Raw genomic sequence first — 18,724 nt, 5'->3', positions numbered from 1 at the left:
CATACCGAACACGGAAGTTAAGTTCTTCAGCGCCGATGGTAGTAGGGGGCTTCCCCCTGTGAGAGTAGGACGTTGCCGGGCAATTTGTAAAGCGAGTCAAGGAATTTATTCCTTGACTCGCTTTTTTATTATCCACTTGTAGTATATGATGATAGAAAAAGGAATGTCCGGGCATATACTATATGAAAAAGGAGTCTGTGAATGAATACAGGATTGCGTGTACTACGACGATTTGTAAAAGAACGATTCTTTGATCAGGCTGCTCAAACTGCTTATTACTTGTTGTTATCGATGTTGCCATTTTTTATTTTCGTCATCTCGTTATTGAATTTGTTTCCTGTTAATGAAGAGATTTTGTTTCGATTTTTACGTCCGTTCATTCCCGAGCAGTCATTTCAACTAATTGAAGACAATGTCCGTGAAGTCTTACGAAATGGTAAGGGCAAATGGCTATATTTCAGTTTAGCAGGGGCTTTCTGGTTATCGTCTGTCACGGTACAATCTTTAGCGCGTTCACTTGACTTAGCGAATGGGTATATACGTAGAAGAGGATATTGGTTATCGTTAATTCGTGATCTTGGCGTTACATTATTGTTCATGTTCGTTGTACCACTCTCGATAGTACTTCCTTTTATTGAAAATATTCTTCATCAAGTAATTGCTTATTATGATCGAATCGATGATTGGCAAGGATGGCTATTTTTGTGGCCAAAAATAAAATGGGGGCTAGGCACGTTGTTTTTGTTTGCCTTTTTCCTACTCTTCTATAAAATTGTTCCAAGCGGGAAAGTATTGTTTCGACAGGCCATTCCAGGTGCGTTACTCTCGACCATTGGGTGGCAACTGTTTTCTTATTTGTTTGGTGGATGGGTGACAGCCGTGGATTACACACGGTTATATGGTCAGTTAGCTGGTATCATTATGCTTGTGATTTGGTTTTATATGACCGCCGTTATCATCTTAATTTCAGGGCTGTTGAATGCAGAATGGAGTAAGTCAAAAAAGAAGGAAGTGGGATAGATGCTAACGATTCTGGTGGTAGATGATGACCCAAATATTTTAGAGCTGGTACGAATTACATTATCCGCAGCCAGCTATACAGTGATGAAAGCGAAAAACGGAAGGGAAGCACTTGAACTTATGGAACAAGAGGTACCGGATCTTGCGGTAGTCGATGTCATGATGCCGGAGATGGACGGTTATACGCTCACGAGGAAACTGCGATCGGATTGGGATATTCCTGTTCTCCTTCTTACTGCAAAAGGGGAACTAGAGGATAAGGAAAAGGGATTTCTAGCGGGATCGGATGACTATCTTGTGAAGCCATTTGAGCCGAAAGAATTGCTGTTTCGAATTCGTGCCATCCTACGACGTTATGATAAAGCGGTGGATGTCTTTATCCAAGCCGGACCGTTGTCTATTAATCGTCAAACGTATGAAGTGTCTATTGGAAAAAAAGTATTGCTCCTGCCTTTGAAGGAGTTTGAGCTGTTGTCTGTCCTTGCATCACGCCCGAATCAGGTATTTACTCGGGAGGTATTGTTGGATCGGGTGTGGGGATTCGATTACGAAGGTGACGAGCAGACGCTGAACGTTCATATTAAGCGTTTGAGGGACAAGCTGGAAGGATTGCCAGAGCAAGTGAGTATCGTGACGGTTCGTGGGGTCGGCTATAAGCTGGACACGAGTGCGATATGAAATCACTCTATGGAAAGTTTCTGCTGTATACGGCAGGAATCATGGTGTTCAGTGGACTTACAGCGTTTCTGGCGGTTAATACGTATTATCATCGGAATTTAAAAGATTCGAATGATGATAAAAATATGAATATCGTTCGTCAACTTGCAAACTACATTGAAGAAACAACGCCGGAAGAATTGGATCTTTACTTGAAAACGCAAGCGTCAGCAGGATATAAACTATTGCTTGTAAGTGACGATTTAGAAGGTCGACGTTACGGTCAATCATTCCGACTGGATAACTTAAAAGAAAAAGATGTGAAGTCCGTCCTTAATGGCGGAGACTATCACGGCATGAAAAATTTCCCCACAGAAACATTCGTTACGGGCTTCTTTTCGGATGAAACCGCGAATACAGTCGGCGTCCCATTTACATATAGGGGTAAAGAGTATGCCCTGTTTTTACGTCCAGACATCAAGTTGCTCTTTACAGAAGTCCATTACTTACTGGGTGGTATGGTCATTGTGATGGCCATAGCGAGCCTACTTGCGATGTTAATAGTAGCGAAGCGGTTGATTCATCCAATCACCCAGCTGACGCTTGCAACGAAAAAGGTCGGGAAAGAAGAATTCAGTGGCATCTTACCAATTCATCAGCAAGACGAAATTGGACAGTTGGCTGAAAGCTTTCAGAAAATGACTAAGCGTCTTAAAGAGAATGACTTGATCCGCAAGAAGTTCATAAGTGATGTATCTCACGACTTCCAATCACCGCTATTAAACATTAAAGGATATGCAGGGCTGTTAATGGATGAGACCCTGCCTAACGAAGAGCGTGCGGGGTATGCGAAGGTCATTCAGGCTGAGACGGATCGATTATCTTCTTTGACAAAACAATTGTTATTATTAACATCACTCGATCAGATGATGAGTCCCTTGAAGCCTGTTACGTATGATGTGAGTGAGCAGTTGAGAGACACAGTCCGCAAATATCGTTGGCTTCTTGAAGAAAAACAAATCTCACTTTCTATGGAGATTGAGGATTCAGAGCTAACTGGAGATCCTGCGTTCCTTGAAAAAGTATGGGAGAACTTATTGTCCAATGCGCTGAAGTATACGCCGGATTATGGAACAATCGAAGTTTCTTTAGTATCTACAGAACACTCCGTAACTGTACAAATTGGTGATTCAGGGATTGGCATAGCGGAAGAAAATCTGGCTCACATTTTTAATCGGTTTTATCGGGAAGACGATTCGCGTACAATTGCAGCAGAAGGAACGGGGCTGGGATTGTCGATTGTCCAGCAAGTGACAGAGTTGCATAATGGGACGATTACCGTAACAAGTGAAAAGGGGAAGGGGACAGTCTTCATCGTGACCTTACCGAAATTGTAATGTCTTGTACATGTTGCGTTCATGTTGAGATTGTATGATTAAGATAATCAGAACGATACAGGAGGAATTCGACATGCAGGAAAAATGGAGTATACGTTTAATCCGAATTGCGGCGATATTTGGCTTGGTAGGCACAGTGCTTGGTTCACATATGGCGGGTTCAGGGTCATATGCGTTCAAACCGATACACGCACACATTTTACTCGTAGGCTGGTTATCCATCTTTTCATGGGGCGTGTTTTATAAAATTTACCGCGTCCGTGCAACAAAACTCGTGGCAGTTCACGGTTGGACAGCGATTATTGGATCAATTGGATTGACTACGGGTATGTGGCTCCAGTTCATTCAACCCTTTAATATTAATGAAACGTTTTCGCTTGTCTTTTATATTGTAGGTGGAACGATTCTGTTGCTCGCATTTGCGCTATTCGTTTTAATGACGTTTCTTGTGGAACGTACAGAGAAACGATAAGTGATTTAATCTAGCCGCTCCTAATTGTAGGGGCGGTTTTTCAGTGCGAATAGATGAGCACATGCTTGAAATTGACGAAGCGCTCCATCCCATGAGCTACCCGATTCCTTAAATTAAAAAAACAGCGAATCTGCCACTAGTTAGTGACAAACTCGCTGGTCTTCAACTATGAATTCAAATACGCTTTTTCTTCACAACCCACGATAACCAGTTTCCGCTTTGAAACGGACCTCTGCATACGAAACTTCAGCTTCTTCATGACGTTTCGCACCAACATATGTCCCGATGATAGCTGCTAGGAATCCAGCTGGAATCGAGATGATCGCCGGATTCACGAATGGGAAGAGTGGATCTCCCACGAAGAATGCAGCTCCTGGAACTGGATTAATGACGTTAGGACTGACCGCAACTAGTACGAGTGCTGTGATCAACCCCGTCAGCATGGATGCAACTGCACCTGTCGTATTGAACTTGCGCCAGTAGATTGTTAACAAGATCGTAGGTACGTTTGCGGATGCTGCAATACAGAATGCAAGGGACACAAGGAACGCTACATTCAGTTTTTCAGAACCAAGTGCCAGTAAGATAGAGACAATACCAACACTGATTGCTGCGATACGAGCCGCTTTCACTTGCTGCTTCTCGGTTACTTTGCCTTTCATGATAATTTCAGCATAAAGGTCATGGGCTATGGCAGAAGCACCCGATAACACGAGCCCTGCGACTACAGCAAGAATCGTTGCAAACGCAACCGCTGCGACGAATGACTCCAATGCATCGCCACCTAGTACGCCTGCTAGCATCGGTGCAGCCATGTTACCTGCTGCGTTCTCTGCAATGATTGCCTTCGACCCTACGAACTTCGCAGCACCAAATCCGAGGAAAATCGTCAATACGTAGAAAATCCCGATAATCCATACTGCATAGACAACTGACGAACGCGCAGTCTTTGCATCTTTTACCGTAAAGAAGCGCATCAAAATGTGAGGAAGCCCTGCAGTTCCTAAGACCAGAGCAAGCAACACGGAAATTAAACCAATCGGATCTTTATAAACAACCCCTGAATGCAGGAAGGACTCGCCGTGGTCGGTCGCAGTCCGCATAACATCGAACATACCAACAAAGTTAAAGTTGAATTTCATCAGCACAAGGAAAGAAATCACGATTGTTCCAATCATGAGTAAGATTGCTTTAACGATCTGAACCCAGCTAGTAGCTGTCATCCCGCCGAACAGCACGTAAATGAGCATCATAATTCCTACGATCATAACAGAGATCCAATAGTCAATTCCAAACAATAACTTGATCAGCGCGCCTGCACCGACGAGTTGAGCGAGCATGTAAAAGAGTACAATTGTGATCGTATTCAGCGCTGCAGCCCCTCGTACTTTCTTTGCGCCAAACCGTGAACCGATCATATCGGCCATAGTATATTTGCCGAGATTTCGAAGAGGCTCGGCAATTAAGAACAACACAACAAGGTATGCTGTGAGGAATCCGACACTGTAGTAAAACCCATCAAATCCATTCAATGAAATCGCACCGGCAATTCCAAGGAATGAAGCAGCAGACAAATAGTCGCCTGCAATGGCCATACCGTTTTGCCAGCCAGTCAGTGAACCACCTGCGGTATAAAAATCACTGGCAGTCTGCGTTTGTTTCGCAGCCCAGTACGTAATATAGAGTGTCAATAAAATTACAGCAAAAAAGATTGCGATGGAAATGAAGCTCATAAACGGAATCCCCCTTAGTCTCTAACGTGTTTTTTGATAATCTGGTCAACATCTTTATCGAAGTCACGTGCTTTTTTTACATAGATCTGAGTAAACACCCATACCATCACAAACAATCCGAACGCATACACCCATGTCCATGTCATCCAGCCAATGGCCCGCGTTTCTAAAATGGATGTGTATCCTGTCAAAATAGGCAGCAAGAGATAAATCGCAAAGAATGCAATAACATAGGGTGTCAAAAAGCGATTCTTCTTTTTGACCAGAAGCTTAAACTCAGGAGTTTCAATGATTCGTTCATAATCTAACTTCCCATCATTCGTACGTGGCAGATCAGGTTCTCTGCGCAACTCCGATTCTTTCAACTCGATTGTCAATTCCCCATCCCCTTTACGGATTCGTTCGAATTAGTTGGATTTCTTTGAAACTCATCCCCCAATGAATTCCAAACAGTGAATCACCTTCCAACAATCCTGTTTGTCCAACGTATCAAATAGACAGAGAATAAGCAATATTATTTTTAAATAAGATAATAAGTCGTCATTAAATAACTACATTCAAAAACCGTGAATGCCTAAGTGAAAGGCAACCACGGTTCTATACATACAATGACTCATTCAAATCAGACCATTTGTTTTGTTAAGTATCTGTGGGACGGAAGGTGATTAACGAAGTGTCGGTTACACGGAGCCACTGACCCTCTTTCAGTTTCACGGTACTTTCCGTACGACCAATCGTTCCGCCGATCAACTCATAGAGAATGGGATCCTTTTCTTTCTCATGAATTTGTAAATAACCGTAGCCTTGGTCCAAGGAAATCGTATAGGTTCCTGCCTTAATATCTGTCCCTACTTCCCATACGCCAGCAGTCAGGTCAGTATTCGGGGATGTGGGCGCGGTGAAAATATTGATAGAATCATACCCTCCATCCGCTCGCACTGTATAAGATTCTTCCACAGACACTGTCAGGCTTGTAGCACCTGCATAATCCCCAACAATCTCCCGCAAAATTTGCTCTCCTTTGGAATCGAAAATAGAAATATTACCAGTAGGGTAGCCCGTAATCATATAACGCCCAGTCTTTAGTTTCAATTCTGCCCCTGTCTTAGGGACAACTGGAACTGATACAGCCTCAGCTCCCGGATTGCTGCGATCCACAGTCGTAAAGATTGCAGGATTCACAGGATTGATCAATTCATCTTTTTCATCACCTGTCAGCTCGAAGTTCTGCTCATATCGAACTGTTGGCTCAGTCGTTGGAATTTGTTTAGCCTGACAACCTGACAAAAGCAGCCCTACAAACACCAGCACGCCGCCATTACGAATAATATTTTTCATAATACTCCACCGTCCCGAGTGGCCCTACCGTCAGATTATGTCCAAACTGACCAAGTATCTGCTCAATCCACCGCGTTTGTTCCGGTAAGGTTAGACCGTCCAGCGGTATACAGAGTAAATGCTCTGCGATGTACACGTGTGCAGCAGGAAGTTCAAGCATCGTCTTCAGTTCATCATAACCAACTGGGTTCAACTCTACCTTTAAATAGATGTCGCGATCATCTGTGAAACGCTGTTCATGGACGATTTTACCTTCTTTTAAGAAGATGACCCGATCTGCATAAAGGTCGAGATTTTCCAATAAATGCGATGCGACGAAAATTAGTTTGCCTTTACGTTTCATTTCCGACAAACAATCTGAAATCAGTGCAACGTTCGTAACGTCGAGCCCATTCATCACCTCATCCATCAGCATCACAGTTGTATCTGCTGCCATCATCATCGCAAAGCAGAGCCGCTGACGCATTCCGAGTGAATACGTTTTTGTTTTCTTCTTCACATAATGGGTCATCTGAAGTTTGTCGATAATGGCGGGGACATGTTTTGACGAGCCGTTCCACATCGATGCATACAGATTCAAGTGAGCGGTGCCAGAAAGTTCATCAAACAAATCCTTCTGTTCAGGAAATGTGGTCAATAGTTTATGGATCAGGACCTCTTCCTTTTCATTCCGATACGTATATTTCCCGTCAATAAGCACCCGTCCGGAATCAGGTTTCGTATAATTCGCGATAATATTGAATAGTGTCGTCTTTCCTGTTCCGTTCGGTGCTGCAACTCCGATGATCTCTCCCTTTTCAGCGGTGAAATTCAAGTGATCCAGTATGATTTTATCCTGATAGGAAATTGATAGATCTGATAGTTTTAGCAAGGTTATCCCTCCTGTTTTAGTTCTGCTTACCGGGTGCTGATGGATATGGGGCGTACTGTAGTTTTGTCTTCATGTATAGCACGGCCATCATTACGAGTGATAACCCAGCAAACCATGAGAGTGCGCGCAGATAGTCCGTAGATGCGCTATCGTACCTCATCGCAGTCTCTCCGCTTAGAACAGCACCGATATCGAACATAGCAAGAGGACGTAGCCAGCTCGCATCGATTCCTGCTGAAAGAAGAAGGGTGGGCAGCAGCAGTAGGAAAACGATGGATAAAACCGTTGCGTACATATTTTTGGTTAGGCCGCTTACTAAAATAGAAGCAACTAATAACGTAAAACTGATGAGCAGAAACGCTAGAAGCTGTAAAAGTACATAGTGGACAGTCGACACTGCAGAAAAATTACCGCCAGAATAGAGGAGGACTGGTGAAGTAAAGCTGCCCCAACCAGTTTTCAATGCTACATACACACTACCAATTCCAATCCCTGCAGCGAGGAAAACGAAAATTTGACCTAGGTGAATTCCCACTTTACTGAAAATTTTCTGCAAAAATGAAACAGGCAGTCCGTTCATGACGGTGCGATTCTGCTGATCATGTAATAGCATACTGGTGCCGATTAACAGGACAAGGAGACTGAATGGTAACCCGCTGATTGTATCGAGCGCAGCAGGTATGTAATTGCTTGCTACAAACGGATCGGGAACGATGGAGACATTGTGCTTCTTATAATAGTTCAGCAAAGCCACTTCTTTATGGATCTCTTCTTTTGAGAAAATGTAGTTTGGATGAATTCCTTTGTTTCCAGCTTCGTGTAATTCGAGCCGGAGTTCATTAAGCCGAAGCCCATCCGCAATGTAGGAGTCGTTTTCTTCTTCATCCCAAAGGTAGAATCGTTGCATATTGATGAGAGAGGCTTGCTCAGTGAGATTATCGTAAATCTCCTGCCCCTCTTTCGTCGCTCGCATCTCCTCAGGGAAGGCTTTGAAGATTGAGTGGAATTGCTCTGCCTCTACGTTTTTCTGGTCTTGCAGCGTTTCGATATCAGTTTGACTGTACTGCAAAAAGTAAATCGGGAAAAACAGGATAATTGCGATGCCGAGTAGCCAATTCTTTCGATTGTGTAGCAACATCTTTGTTTCAAATAGGAGGTAGTTCCATCTCATAGTTTGCTCATTCCTTATCAGATGATTTCATCGAGACTGATAGAGCCTTCGTTTGGTGACTACACGAGAGAGGACAAATAGGACTGCTTCGATGATTGCAGCTGCAATTAGTAGTACAATAATCCCTTTAGCTAACGTAATCGTCTCAGTGTTTAATAAGAAGTTTTTTTCACCCGTCACAATTTTCCCGAAATCAAAATAGGTTTGCGGAAAATAGCTGATATCGATACCTAAGATGTCGCGTGTCGTTCTTGTATCGTATAGATGTTCCGAAAAGATCGCGAATGTGCCGAGCAAGAGGACGAGCCACTCGTTCTTCAATAGTAGACTGAGAATGACATTAATGCGTATGAGAAGAAATAGTAACAGCGGGAGGGCAGCTAGTGATAGGCCAATAAATTTCACCATACTGATTACTCCATATTCTTCGATTGTGAATGTGTTTTGGGCGGTCATAATGGGAACGTGTAAATTAGCATAGCCGAACCCGAATTGCGAGGATAAGACAAAAAAGCCTGTGAGAAGAACAGTTATTAAGACGAGAAGTGTATAACTAAATACAGCTAATGATTTCAAATTTAACTGACGATACCAGGACATGGGCAGACCTTGTAACACCGTCCGATGAGTTCGATCGCGTGACAAGATATCACTGCTGAAGTAAACGGCACAAAATAAGAAGAAATAAAATCCATACGTGTGTAGAAAGGTTTGCAATGATTGAATACCGGTCTTTTCAAATAGCAGAGCTTCTGTTATCCGTCGATCATTCATCAAGTAATCCTCATAGCGGAGCATCGTCTGATGATAAAGGTGTTCCCGGTCTTTGCCGGGGTAAGGAGAGTATTTGAACAGATTTTCATCTTGCAGATAAACGGAAGGATCCGACTCAAGATAGTAGGCGCGCAAGTGGAGATACCGTAAAAAATTGCGGTCTTCATAGGAGTTGAGTAGTGCGCTGAACAATCCGTGGTCATAATCGTTTCTGGCAAAAACCGGGTCTCCCGTCATTAAAATAACTCCAGTATTTCCGCTCTTCATGCGTTGGTTTTGTTCCACTTCCACCCCAGTTAAATATTCTTTTATTTCTTCTGGGTGGAACGTTTCCTTAGTTTCTCGGTTCGGGACGAGGAGAAAGCAATAACTGATAAGTAACACCCCGATGAACAGAAGAAAAGGAATCGTCCGCTTGCTTTTAGCGGTCAGTAAAAATTCATGTATAAAGTAGGTGCGATTCATCCCAGCTTCCCCTTTTTAGTAGACTCGTCCTGTGTTCACTGTAAGTATATTGGAAATCTATGTATCAACTATACAGTGTATTCGAAAAATTACAACACCAAATCAGTTGCAATTTTTCTCTGAATAACCAGAGGAGAGCGTCTCGCCATGCTTCAATAACTGTAAATGACAATCTTCCAGTTCACGTTGCCTCCATTCGGTAAGTAGGCGATCCAATGCTTCTTCTGTTGTATCATCTGCTAGATAAAAAGCTCCGTAGTGCATCGGAATGAATACCTCAGCCCCGATATCCACAAACGCCTGTATCGCTTCTTCAGGTGTCATATGTTGAGTCCCCATAAACCACTCGGGCTCATAGGCACCAATCGGCATGAGCGCGTACGTAATATCGGAGAATTTCTCGCCAATCTCTCGGAATCCTTGGAAATACCCGCTATCACCAGCAAAGTAAATCGATTCGGGTTTATGCAACGTTTCAGTCGAAGGCTCCATATACCGTTGAATGATCCATCCACCCCAATGTGATGTATTTGTATCTGTAAGAGTACGTTTCGTCCAATGCTGAGCCGGAACAAAGTGGAATTCGACAGAACCAATGCGCACCTGTCCCCACCAAGATAGCTCATAGACTCGATTTTCTTGCATCAGCTTGCGTACTTTAGGTCCGAGTCCTTCAGGAACAAGTACGGCAGGAGTTCCTTTCAGTTTCTTCAATGAAGGAACGTCCATGTGATCATAATGGGAATGTGAGAGCAAAACAATATCGACTGGCGGGATTTCATCCAACGACAGCCCTGGCTCTTCCAATCTTCTACTGAATCCCATCCGACTTGCCCAAACGGGATCCGTCACAATCGTCAAACCAGCGAGCTGTATGAGAAAAGTCGAATGTCCAATCCATGTAATCGTTAACTTGTCCTGATTCGCATGCAGCAATGCCTGTTGCTTGTGGGGAGCTTGTCCAACCACAAAACTCATATCCTTCTGTTTCTTAAAACGTTCCTTTTGCCACCGCAGCAAATCACCAAAATTTGCAGGGCGTGCAGTTGGGTCTAAGTTCCGGTATCGTTTTTGCTTCATAAGTCATCACTCCTTCTACAAGTAAGTGTAGTCGACTTAGCTGCCATATGCATGTGGTAGCTACAAACAAAAAAGCAGGCACCCTAGTTGGGTACCTGCTAGATAACTTTAATCTTCGTTTAAGCATGGTTTGTATTTGTTACATAATTGAATTTTCCTCATCTTCACTCGGTTTTGCTCGATATACAATAAACGATAGAACAACCGCGACTATCGACATCGCAAACGCTATGAAGTATACCAATTCTACACCCGATACTAGCGCTAGATTTATCGCCGCAGGATCAGTTGGCGTTGAGGATTTCTGTAACACGTGTAACTGTCGTGCATTCATAATGCTGATGAACACCGATACCCCGATTGCTCCAGCAACTGGCTGTAGCGTGGACATTACTGCAGTACCGTGTGGATAGAGATGTTTCGGCAACTGGTTCAATCCGTTCGTTTCAGCAGGCATCATGATGGCAGAAATAGATAGCATGATGAGGATATAGTAGACGACGACTTGCCACACAGGCGTATCAACGGTCAACTGACTCATCATGAACATCGTACCGCTTAACACAAGGGTTGCAGGAATCATTAACACGCGAGGTCCGAATTTATCAAATAAGGCGCCCATAAATGGTGACATGATTCCGTTTAAAATACTTCCTGGCAATAGAACCAATCCAGCTGTCGCTGCAGTGAGAGCCAGTGGACCTTGCATATAGATCGGCAAAATGATCTCCGAGGCAAACATCGCCATGATGATGATTAAAAACATCACGACAGCATGTGAGAACATCGGATAGCGGAATACGCGCATATTCATGATCGGCTCGTCGAGCTTCAACTGACGCCACACAAATAGCGCAATGCCGATAACTCCCATGCTGATGAACAACCAGACAGTTGGGCTAGCAAATCCATCCTTACTCTCTCCTACGGAACTGAATCCATATACAATGGATCCGAAACCTATTGTCGAGAATAATAGCGAAATGAAATCGATTTTAGGTTTCGTCACTTCGGACACATTCACTAAATACTTAGACGCAAATGCGATCGAGAACAATGCAAACGGGATAACCAAGATGAACAAGTAGCGCCATCCTAAATACTCCACAATGACCCCGGATAATGTAGGTCCAATTGCAGGAGCAAACATAATGACAAGACCGATCATCCCCATTACTTTCCCGCGACGTTCTGGAGGGTAAATCAGTAGGAAGACATTGAAAATAATTGGCATCAATAAGCCAGTTCCGACAGCCTGGATTAAGCGCCCAATGAGTAAAATCGAGAACGACGGAGCACTTGCGCAAATAATCGTACCAAGTGTAAATACAGCCATCGTTCCTAAAAACAGTTGCCTCGTTGTAAACCATTGAAGCAGTAGCGCAGAAATCGGAATGACGATGGCCATCACGAGCATGAAGCCGGTCGCCATCCACTGGACAGCTGTCAGCGAAATTGAGAACTCATCCATAAGTGTAACGAGGGCGATATTCAATAGTGTTTCGTTCAGAATAGCGAAAAACGCCCCGATAATGAGTGTTAGCATGATAGGAAGCACTTTCACATTCGGGTTATCCGCTAAGTATTCATATTGTTTCTGTTCCATTCAAAAACCTCTTTCATCTTTTGTGTGGTTAGCTTAACTTCTATTGATGGTGCTTCCGGATAATCCCTAGCATGTCAACAAAAGAGGAAATTTCTGATGACGAAAAACGATTTTCAATTTCAGTAATCGCTTGAGTTAATGAGTGATCCATCCGTTTGTAGTCCTCCACGATTTTAGGGGTGACGTTTAAGTAATTGACGCGTTTATCGGTAACACTTGGTGTTTTTGTGACAATCCCTTTTGCCACCAGTTCATTTACTTTCACCGTCACCGCGGAGCGGGCCACGTGAAGTGTGTCTGCGAGAAAACTAGCCGTACAGTTTTCGTTATACAAGATCACTTCCATATACAGCAGACTATTATAGGACAAATTTCCATACACCTTATTATGGTTCATTTCTCTAAGGTTTTTCAGAATCTGTTCATAATAGAATTCATCCAACGCATGTATAAGTTTCATGTGTACACATCCTATTTGTTAAGTAAAACTAATTATAATTGTTTAACTAAGTAATGCAAGTTTGGGGATTGCTAGTCAAAAATCCATCTTATTCTCCCTTAGGATAAACTATTTATTTGGATCATATTCCTTTTCAAATGGTACATGTTATAGTGAATACTACTTTCTATAAATAACCTATACGTTAAGATAGTTTTAATTGAAACTGAAACTAGAAAGAAGGTGTAATTATGGGAATAGGAGATATAATTGCGTTGATCTTATCCATTACGATAGTGATTAATCTTTTATTGTTGGTGGGAGTATTGTTTTTCGAAAGGCGCGATATTGGGAATACGTGGGCGTGGATATTGGTTATGGTGTTTATTCCTATAGCGGGCTTTTTCATCTATCTATTCCTTGGACGGAATTTGAAGCAAAAGAACTTCTATAAGCTGACGGATGAAGAGAGAAAAGAAATTGATGCGGAAGTGGATCACCAACTATCGACAGTCTATAGAGAGAACGTTCAACAGTCTCCGTTACTCAAGAAACACGGGGAACTAATCCACATGAACTTGATATCATCAGATGCGCTATTATCCTCGGATAATGACATTCAAATCTTTGACGATGGACATCGGAAATTCGATTCCCTCATTGCGGATATCCAAGCAGCTGAGAAGGAAGTTAATATTCAATACTACATCATCCAATCGGACGCATTGGGCACTAGACTCCGTGATGCCTTGACGGAACGAGCTAATGCAGGGGTGAAGGTTCGCCTACTTTACGATGAAGTCGGATCTAAAAAAACCGCACCTAAATTTTTTGATGAACTGCGTGCAGCAGGTGGCGAAGTCGAAGTGTTCTTCCCATCATTTTTCAGATTAATAAACTTCAGAGTCAACAACCGGAATCACCGGAAACTAGTCATTATCGACGGTCGCATTGCGTATATTGGCGGCTTCAATGTAGGAGATGAGTACCTCGGCCTGGACAAAAAATTCGGATACTGGCGGGATACACATCTCAGAATCCAAGGAAAGGCGGTCCATCACATTCAAGGGAAGTTCATACTAGACTGGCATCGGGCTGGGGATAATAAACCCGGTGAATGGGATGAGTATGCATTTCATCTAGAGAAGCAGGGGGGGACAATCCCCATCCAAATCGTTTCGAGTGGACCGGATTCCGTGACTGAGCACTTGAAGAATATGTACATCAAGCTCATTCTGTCTGCGAAAAAGAGTGTGTTCATCCAAACTCCATATTTCATTCCCGATACGAGTTTTATGGATGCGTGTAAAATTGCGCTGTTGTCTGGAGTCGATGTAAGGATCATGATTCCGTGCAAACCGGATCATCCATTTGTCTATTGGGCAACGTGGGCGTATGTAGGAGATTTGCTGGATTACGGAGCGAAGATTTTACTTTATGAAAATGGCTTTTTGCATGCGAAAACTATCGTCGTTGACGAGGAAGTGGCGGCAGTGGGGACGATGAACATCGACTCCCGTAGTTTCCACTTAAACTTTGAAGTGAGTGCAATTGTCTACGATGAAAAAGTGGCGAAACAACTGCATGGGCTATTCTTAAAAGACATTGAGGTCAGTTCAGAACTGACACCTGAAAGATATGCAGAGCGATCACTTTTTATCAAATTCAAAGAAGGCATTTCGCGTCTTCTATCACCTGTATTGTAAGAGTGGAACGAAAAACGGAAAGCCTCTTTCTTTGTGAGAGGGCTTTCCGTTTTTATTGGTTATACAAATACTAAGTTCAACTTGCCTTCTTTCAATTCAAGCATGGCGTCGAACTTCTGGCCGTTTGCATGAGTAAATCCTTTAATGACGTTCGTTTTTCCTTTTGTACACAGCAGTTTTACTTGGGCTTGGGTGAGGTTCTTTTTCAGGAACTTCCCAGGGAACGTCTGCTTACAGCCGTTTTTGTAGTTGCTGCAGCCGAAAAACTCTTTTCTTGCGACGATCATACCATTCCCACATTTCGGACAGGGAGCGACTTCAGTTGCTGTATAGGATTTTCGGCTAGAAGATTTGGATGGTGGCAACACAATATCGATTTTTTGTTGTTCTAGCTGTACGGGAACGTCTTCAAGCAGTTTATAGATGAACTTCGACACGCTTCCTAAAAAATGCCGACCCGTGCCTTCGCCATTCCCGATTTTCTTCAAATACGTTTCCCATTTCGCGGTCATTGAGGGGCTAGCGAGCAAACTGCCCTCAATCGCTTGGCAGAGGACGCGACCTTTATCCGTAATCGACACGATGTTTTTCGTGACAGAAATATAGCCATGTTTTTTAATCGTCTCGATAATATTACTTCGCGTCGCTTCTGTCCCAAGTCCTTCAATTTCTTTTAGAATATCAGTCTCGGTCTGATCTTCAACGAGCTTCCCGCACGTTTTCATCATCGCAATCAATTGACCTTCTGTATACGGTTTGGGTGGCTGGGTAGCCCCCTCTTTAATCCCGATTTCGCTTTGAACCGTTTCGTTCTGCTCAAGAGGTGGAAGGGCAGGTTCTTCCGCTTCCTTTCCTTTTTTAGGAGGCGCGGAAAACAGTTCTTTCCAACCATTGTCCAGCTCCGTTTTCCCAGTTGTAAAGAAGGGAAGTCCGTTAACGTCGGTCGTCACTTTCGTTTCTGTATATAAATAATCACGGTGGAACATCGCGAGTGCAGTCCGTACGACTTCTTCATATAAATTACGTTCCAACGGTGCTAATCTAGCAATCGCAGCCGCTGTTGGAACTTTTTTCGTCGGAATAATAGCATAGTGTTCCTGTACTTTCGAACTGTCGACGAAACGTTTTTTTGGTGTCTTCGAAGCGATTTCGAATGGCTGTCCAATGAGCTCTTGGTATTTTTCAACGGATGCCGCTAAGTAATTAAATTCACTCGGCGTAATATGACGCGTGTCCGTACGAGGATATGACACGAGTTTCTTCTCATACAGCGTCTGCATTGTTTTAAGGACTGTGGCAGGACTTGCCTTCCAGCGACGGTTTGCAGTTGCCTGGAGCGTTGAAAGAGAGTGTAACTGTGGCGGTGGCATGCGCTTATCGGTAGTCTTCAATTCCGAGACGGTACCTGGTGTTCGCTTCGTGATACCGCGACTATTCAAGGCATCAGCGATCAGTTCCCGCTTCGGCTCTTTCAACTTGGCTTTCCCTTTATACGTACCATGGGCTGCTGTAAATAAAGCTTCTGCTTCGAAAAACGGTTCCGATACAAATGTCTCAATCTCGCGCTGTCGCTGATAAATCAAATAGACCGTAGGAGATTGAACCCGTCCAATCGGGAACACTTCCTCAATGCCTTTCGCTTTCAATAACAACGTATACAACCGTGAGCCATTCATGCCAACGAGCCAGTCACTGATCTGCCGTGACTTCGCTTCTTCATACATCTGCAAATCCTTCTTATTATCACGCAAGTTCTCAAACCCTTTGATTACTTCATCAGATTCAAGAGAGTTGATCCACAAGCGCTTTATCGTTTGTCCACGTGCGCCCGTCTGATCATAAATACTATAAAAGATATTCGATCCTTCGCGATCCACGTCACATGCGTTGATGACGGTATCCGTGCCCTTAATAAGCTTCTTCACGACTTGGAACTGCTTGAACTTGCCCTTCGACACTTGAAACTCATAGCGTTCTGGTAAAATTGGCAAGCTCCCAAGTGACCAGCGTTTCCATGAAGGATTATACGTATGTGGTTCTTTTAACTCCACGAGATGCCCGACACCCCATGTCAAAAAAGCCCCCTCCGGAAACGTTGGACACGGATGGATTTCCATATAGCCTTCGAATTTGCGGGCAGTGAAGGCGTCTGCGTAGGCTTTTGCTTGGGATGGTTTTTCAGCTAGTATGACCGGTTTCATGGTGACACCTCGATTTTTCATGTTTAGTACGTTGGTTCTGTTAGATTGATTATCTCACATATCGAAAGGGGTTGCTATGAGGGGGAGTGGAGAATACCCCCCCTTTTAAATTCATGAACATTTGGTGAAAACTGACTATTCAAGTGAATATATGATAAAATGAACTTAGCTAATTTTTTTCAATATAAGAAATTGGAGTGGAATAATAAATGAAAAAAGCTCTACTTTTAATAATAGGTACATTACTAAGCTTAGTGTTAGTCGCTTGCAGCAATGATAGTAGTGCACCGCAAGAAGAGGGAAAAAAGGTTGAGGAAAAACAAGATATAAAAGAACAAGTCCATGCGTATAGTGTGGGCACGTTTGATGAGGTAACTGCATCTATTACATCAGATGAGCTACTTGTTACTGATAATGGTAAAAAGACCTCTTTTGACCTTCCTGAGGACGAGTTTTTTGTTTCAATTGCACCGTTTGTTGAAACGACACATGAATGTGCTATCCACAGTTTAACGGGATGCCGAGGGGAATTGGTAGAAAAAGACTTTGACGTTCATATCCAGGATGATGAAGGTAATGTAGTGATGGAGGAAACAGTTACGTCTTTAGAAAATGGGTTTATTGACCTGTGGTTACCGAGGGATCAAACATATCAAGTGAAAATCGAGTATGACGGCAAAGCAGTAGAATCTGAAATCTCTACTTTTGAAGGCGATAATACTTGTATCACAACGATGCAACTAACCTAAAAAAAAGAACCGTGAATGTGCTAATATGTTGTACAGCCCAAAAGGTAGAGTCAAACTCTACCTTTTTTTCATGTATCTTCTACTAATCGTATATTAGAATAATCCGGATTTTTTTGCTATCGTAGTTTTTTAAAATATTTATAAATACATAAAGAATACTATAAATGATAGAATTGTAAGTAATAAAATCATTGCTGTATCTTTAAATGAATCCTTCATACGAATATGTGTTAAAATACCACCGACTCCTGTAATACCAAGTAGAAGTGCCCCAATAAGTGCCGAACTTGGTACCCAATACCCAGTGATTAATAGTGCAGCACCAGCTATTTCAATAATGCCTGTTACCACCCTAAACCACTGGGGGAGTCCCCAAGTCTTAAAATTCTCTATATGCATTTTGGAACCTGTTACTTTTCCAACCCCTGCAATTAGAAATAAAAGTATTAATATACCTTGTAGAACATATATTGTTATTTCCATATAAAATCCTCCTCTCAAAATAATTTATTAATTGTATGAATCAATTTCATAATAATAGAACCATTGTTAAAGTCCGCGTAGAAAGAGAGTAATCTTCTTTTTCCATCTTGGCTTTACCTTTCGGAGGGCTCGGCTAAAAGTCCAGAAAGATGAAGTTCAATCATTCCTTCTTCTAAATCGCCTGGTAAATGATAGTTATGAACTTTTTTGCTGACTGCATCGCCTAGAATTTGTTTGGCGGCCAGATGTATTTAGCTGAAAATCACGGTCAGGGATGTCTAGTTAAAGCTGCTATTCCCGATTCTATGATGGGGTGATGAATCCTTTGCGAATCTTCCCTTTAACCTTGTGTAGGAACGTGCAATCTTACTCACTTCGGCGAATGCACTGAAAAACAAACGAATATTGCAAGTGAGGATCCGATGAACGTCTTTGATCGCGACTACAAAGATAATAAACACATAGAAGACCGAACTGCCACAGCCTTTGAGGGTGTGGTTTTTTGCTCGTAACATTGGTGTCACACAGAGGATGTATCGTAGTAGTTAGTCTTTAGACAGTA

Annotated in this window: 17 protein-coding genes and 1 rRNA gene; 7 read left to right on the top strand and 11 right to left on the bottom strand. The window is 42.8% G+C overall.

The window, feature by feature from the left end:
• From rrf to ACR65F_RS16990, 5 genes are all read left to right on the top strand, one after another.
• Window positions 1-81: ribosomal RNA gene (gene rrf, locus ACR65F_RS17010) — 5S ribosomal RNA — on the top strand; the annotation flags it as partial.
• Between the two features lie 120 nt (window positions 82-201).
• The gene (locus ACR65F_RS17005) at window positions 202-1,020 is read left to right on the top strand and encodes a YihY/virulence factor BrkB family protein (RefSeq protein WP_440505161.1); all 819 of its coding nucleotides are present in this window, start codon (window positions 202-204) and stop codon (window positions 1,018-1,020) included.
• The gene (locus tag ACR65F_RS17000) at window positions 1,021-1,698 is read left to right on the top strand and encodes a response regulator transcription factor (RefSeq protein WP_039042597.1); all 678 of its coding nucleotides are present in this window, start codon (window positions 1,021-1,023) and stop codon (window positions 1,696-1,698) included.
• Window positions 1,695-3,074: a sensor histidine kinase gene (locus tag ACR65F_RS16995; RefSeq protein ID WP_440505159.1), complete on the top strand. Its 1,380-nt coding sequence runs from the start codon at window positions 1,695-1,697 to the stop codon at window positions 3,072-3,074. Before ACR65F_RS17000 ends, ACR65F_RS16995 begins: the two co-directional genes overlap by 4 nt.
• 73 nt (window positions 3,075-3,147) lie before the next feature.
• Window positions 3,148-3,546, top strand: coding sequence for a hypothetical protein (locus tag ACR65F_RS16990; protein WP_440505158.1), 399 nt, complete (start codon window positions 3,148-3,150; stop codon window positions 3,544-3,546).
• Window positions 3,547-3,737: 191 nt separating this feature from the next.
• Here ACR65F_RS16990 and ACR65F_RS16985 read toward each other — a convergent pair whose 3' ends face one another.
• The 9 genes from ACR65F_RS16985 to ACR65F_RS16945 all read right to left on the bottom strand — a co-directional run bounded on the left by ACR65F_RS16985 (window position 3,738) and on the right by ACR65F_RS16945 (window position 13,044).
• On the bottom strand, window positions 3,738-5,279 hold the full coding sequence (locus ACR65F_RS16985; protein ID WP_039042600.1) for a solute symporter family protein: 1,542 nt from the start codon (window positions 5,277-5,279) through the stop codon (window positions 3,738-3,740).
• Between the two features lie 14 nt (window positions 5,280-5,293).
• Window positions 5,294-5,656, bottom strand: a complete 363-nt coding sequence (locus ACR65F_RS16980) for a DUF485 domain-containing protein (protein WP_440505157.1) — start codon at window positions 5,654-5,656, stop codon at window positions 5,294-5,296.
• A 262-nt stretch (window positions 5,657-5,918) separates the two neighbouring features.
• A complete protein-coding gene (locus tag ACR65F_RS16975; protein WP_440505156.1) occupies window positions 5,919-6,617 on the bottom strand; it encodes a hypothetical protein in 699 nt (232 codons plus the stop codon).
• A complete protein-coding gene (locus ACR65F_RS16970) occupies window positions 6,598-7,488 on the bottom strand; it encodes an ABC transporter ATP-binding protein (RefSeq protein WP_440505155.1) in 891 nt (296 codons plus the stop codon). The genes ACR65F_RS16975 and ACR65F_RS16970 overlap by 20 nt, the downstream gene beginning before the upstream one ends.
• 16 nt (window positions 7,489-7,504) lie before the next feature.
• Window positions 7,505-8,659, bottom strand: coding sequence for a hypothetical protein (locus ACR65F_RS16965; RefSeq protein WP_440505153.1), 1,155 nt, complete (start codon window positions 8,657-8,659; stop codon window positions 7,505-7,507).
• 27 nt (window positions 8,660-8,686) lie between these two features.
• Entirely contained in the window at window positions 8,687-9,898 is a 1,212-nt protein-coding gene (locus ACR65F_RS16960) for a hypothetical protein (RefSeq protein ID WP_440505152.1), read from the bottom strand.
• Between the two features lie 102 nt (window positions 9,899-10,000).
• The gene (locus tag ACR65F_RS16955; protein ID WP_440505151.1) at window positions 10,001-10,978 is read right to left on the bottom strand and encodes an MBL fold metallo-hydrolase; all 978 of its coding nucleotides are present in this window, start codon (window positions 10,976-10,978) and stop codon (window positions 10,001-10,003) included.
• 139 nt (window positions 10,979-11,117) lie between these two features.
• Complete coding sequence (locus ACR65F_RS16950; RefSeq protein WP_440505150.1) at window positions 11,118-12,584, bottom strand: MDR family MFS transporter; 1,467 nt, start codon at window positions 12,582-12,584, stop codon at window positions 11,118-11,120.
• 40 nt (window positions 12,585-12,624) lie between these two features.
• Window positions 12,625-13,044 (bottom strand): MarR family winged helix-turn-helix transcriptional regulator, encoded by a 420-nt coding sequence (locus tag ACR65F_RS16945; protein WP_440505149.1) that lies wholly within the window; start codon window positions 13,042-13,044, stop codon window positions 12,625-12,627.
• 230 nt (window positions 13,045-13,274) lie between these two features.
• Here ACR65F_RS16945 and cls point away from each other — a divergent pair, with 230 nt between their 5' ends.
• The gene (cls, locus tag ACR65F_RS16940) at window positions 13,275-14,729 is read left to right on the top strand and encodes a cardiolipin synthase (protein ID WP_440505148.1); all 1,455 of its coding nucleotides are present in this window, start codon (window positions 13,275-13,277) and stop codon (window positions 14,727-14,729) included.
• A gap of 59 nt (window positions 14,730-14,788) precedes the next feature.
• Here cls and ACR65F_RS16935 read toward each other — a convergent pair whose 3' ends face one another.
• On the bottom strand, window positions 14,789-16,930 hold the full coding sequence (locus ACR65F_RS16935; protein WP_440505147.1) for a type IA DNA topoisomerase: 2,142 nt from the start codon (window positions 16,928-16,930) through the stop codon (window positions 14,789-14,791).
• Between the two features lie 209 nt (window positions 16,931-17,139).
• On the opposite strand from ACR65F_RS16935, the gene ACR65F_RS16930 reads away from it, so the two are divergent.
• Window positions 17,140-17,679: a CueP family metal-binding protein gene (locus tag ACR65F_RS16930; protein ID WP_440505146.1), complete on the top strand. Its 540-nt coding sequence runs from the start codon at window positions 17,140-17,142 to the stop codon at window positions 17,677-17,679.
• 138 nt (window positions 17,680-17,817) lie between these two features.
• Here ACR65F_RS16930 and ACR65F_RS16925 read toward each other — a convergent pair whose 3' ends face one another.
• Window positions 17,818-18,162 (bottom strand): DoxX family protein, encoded by a 345-nt coding sequence (locus tag ACR65F_RS16925; protein ID WP_440505145.1) that lies wholly within the window; start codon window positions 18,160-18,162, stop codon window positions 17,818-17,820.
• Between the last annotated feature and the right edge of the window lie 562 nt (window positions 18,163-18,724).

This window comes from Sporosarcina sp. SAFN-010 (genome assembly GCF_059415065.1).
Note: the sequence above shows the minus strand (reverse complement) of the source record. Positions and strands in the feature narration are given on the sequence as shown.

Excerpts from the sequence above, each read along its gene's own strand:
- ACR65F_RS17005 (WP_440505161.1), top strand. The coding sequence starts at position 202 with ATGAATACAGGATTGCGTGTACTACGACGATTTGTAAAAGAACGATTC.
- ACR65F_RS17000 (WP_039042597.1), top strand. The coding sequence starts at position 1,021 with ATGCTAACGATTCTGGTGGTAGATGATGACCCAAATATTTTAGAGCTG.
- ACR65F_RS16995 (WP_440505159.1), top strand. The coding sequence starts at position 1,695 with ATGAAATCACTCTATGGAAAGTTTCTGCTGTATACGGCAGGAATCATG.
- ACR65F_RS16990 (WP_440505158.1), top strand. The coding sequence starts at position 3,148 with ATGCAGGAAAAATGGAGTATACGTTTAATCCGAATTGCGGCGATATTT.
- ACR65F_RS16985 (WP_039042600.1), bottom strand. The coding sequence starts at position 5,279 with ATGAGCTTCATTTCCATCGCAATCTTTTTTGCTGTAATTTTATTGACA.
- ACR65F_RS16975 (WP_440505156.1), bottom strand. The coding sequence starts at position 6,617 with ATGAAAAATATTATTCGTAATGGCGGCGTGCTGGTGTTTGTAGGGCTG.
- ACR65F_RS16965 (WP_440505153.1), bottom strand. The coding sequence starts at position 8,659 with ATGAGATGGAACTACCTCCTATTTGAAACAAAGATGTTGCTACACAAT.
- ACR65F_RS16960 (WP_440505152.1), bottom strand. The coding sequence starts at position 9,898 with ATGAATCGCACCTACTTTATACATGAATTTTTACTGACCGCTAAAAGC.
- ACR65F_RS16955 (WP_440505151.1), bottom strand. The coding sequence starts at position 10,978 with ATGAAGCAAAAACGATACCGGAACTTAGACCCAACTGCACGCCCTGCA.
- ACR65F_RS16950 (WP_440505150.1), bottom strand. The coding sequence starts at position 12,584 with ATGGAACAGAAACAATATGAATACTTAGCGGATAACCCGAATGTGAAA.
- ACR65F_RS16945 (WP_440505149.1), bottom strand. The coding sequence starts at position 13,044 with ATGAAACTTATACATGCGTTGGATGAATTCTATTATGAACAGATTCTG.
- cls (WP_440505148.1), top strand. The coding sequence starts at position 13,275 with ATGGGAATAGGAGATATAATTGCGTTGATCTTATCCATTACGATAGTG.
- ACR65F_RS16935 (WP_440505147.1), bottom strand. The coding sequence starts at position 16,930 with ATGAAACCGGTCATACTAGCTGAAAAACCATCCCAAGCAAAAGCCTAC.
- ACR65F_RS16930 (WP_440505146.1), top strand. The coding sequence starts at position 17,140 with ATGAAAAAAGCTCTACTTTTAATAATAGGTACATTACTAAGCTTAGTG.
- ACR65F_RS16925 (WP_440505145.1), bottom strand. The coding sequence starts at position 18,162 with ATGGAAATAACAATATATGTTCTACAAGGTATATTAATACTTTTATTT.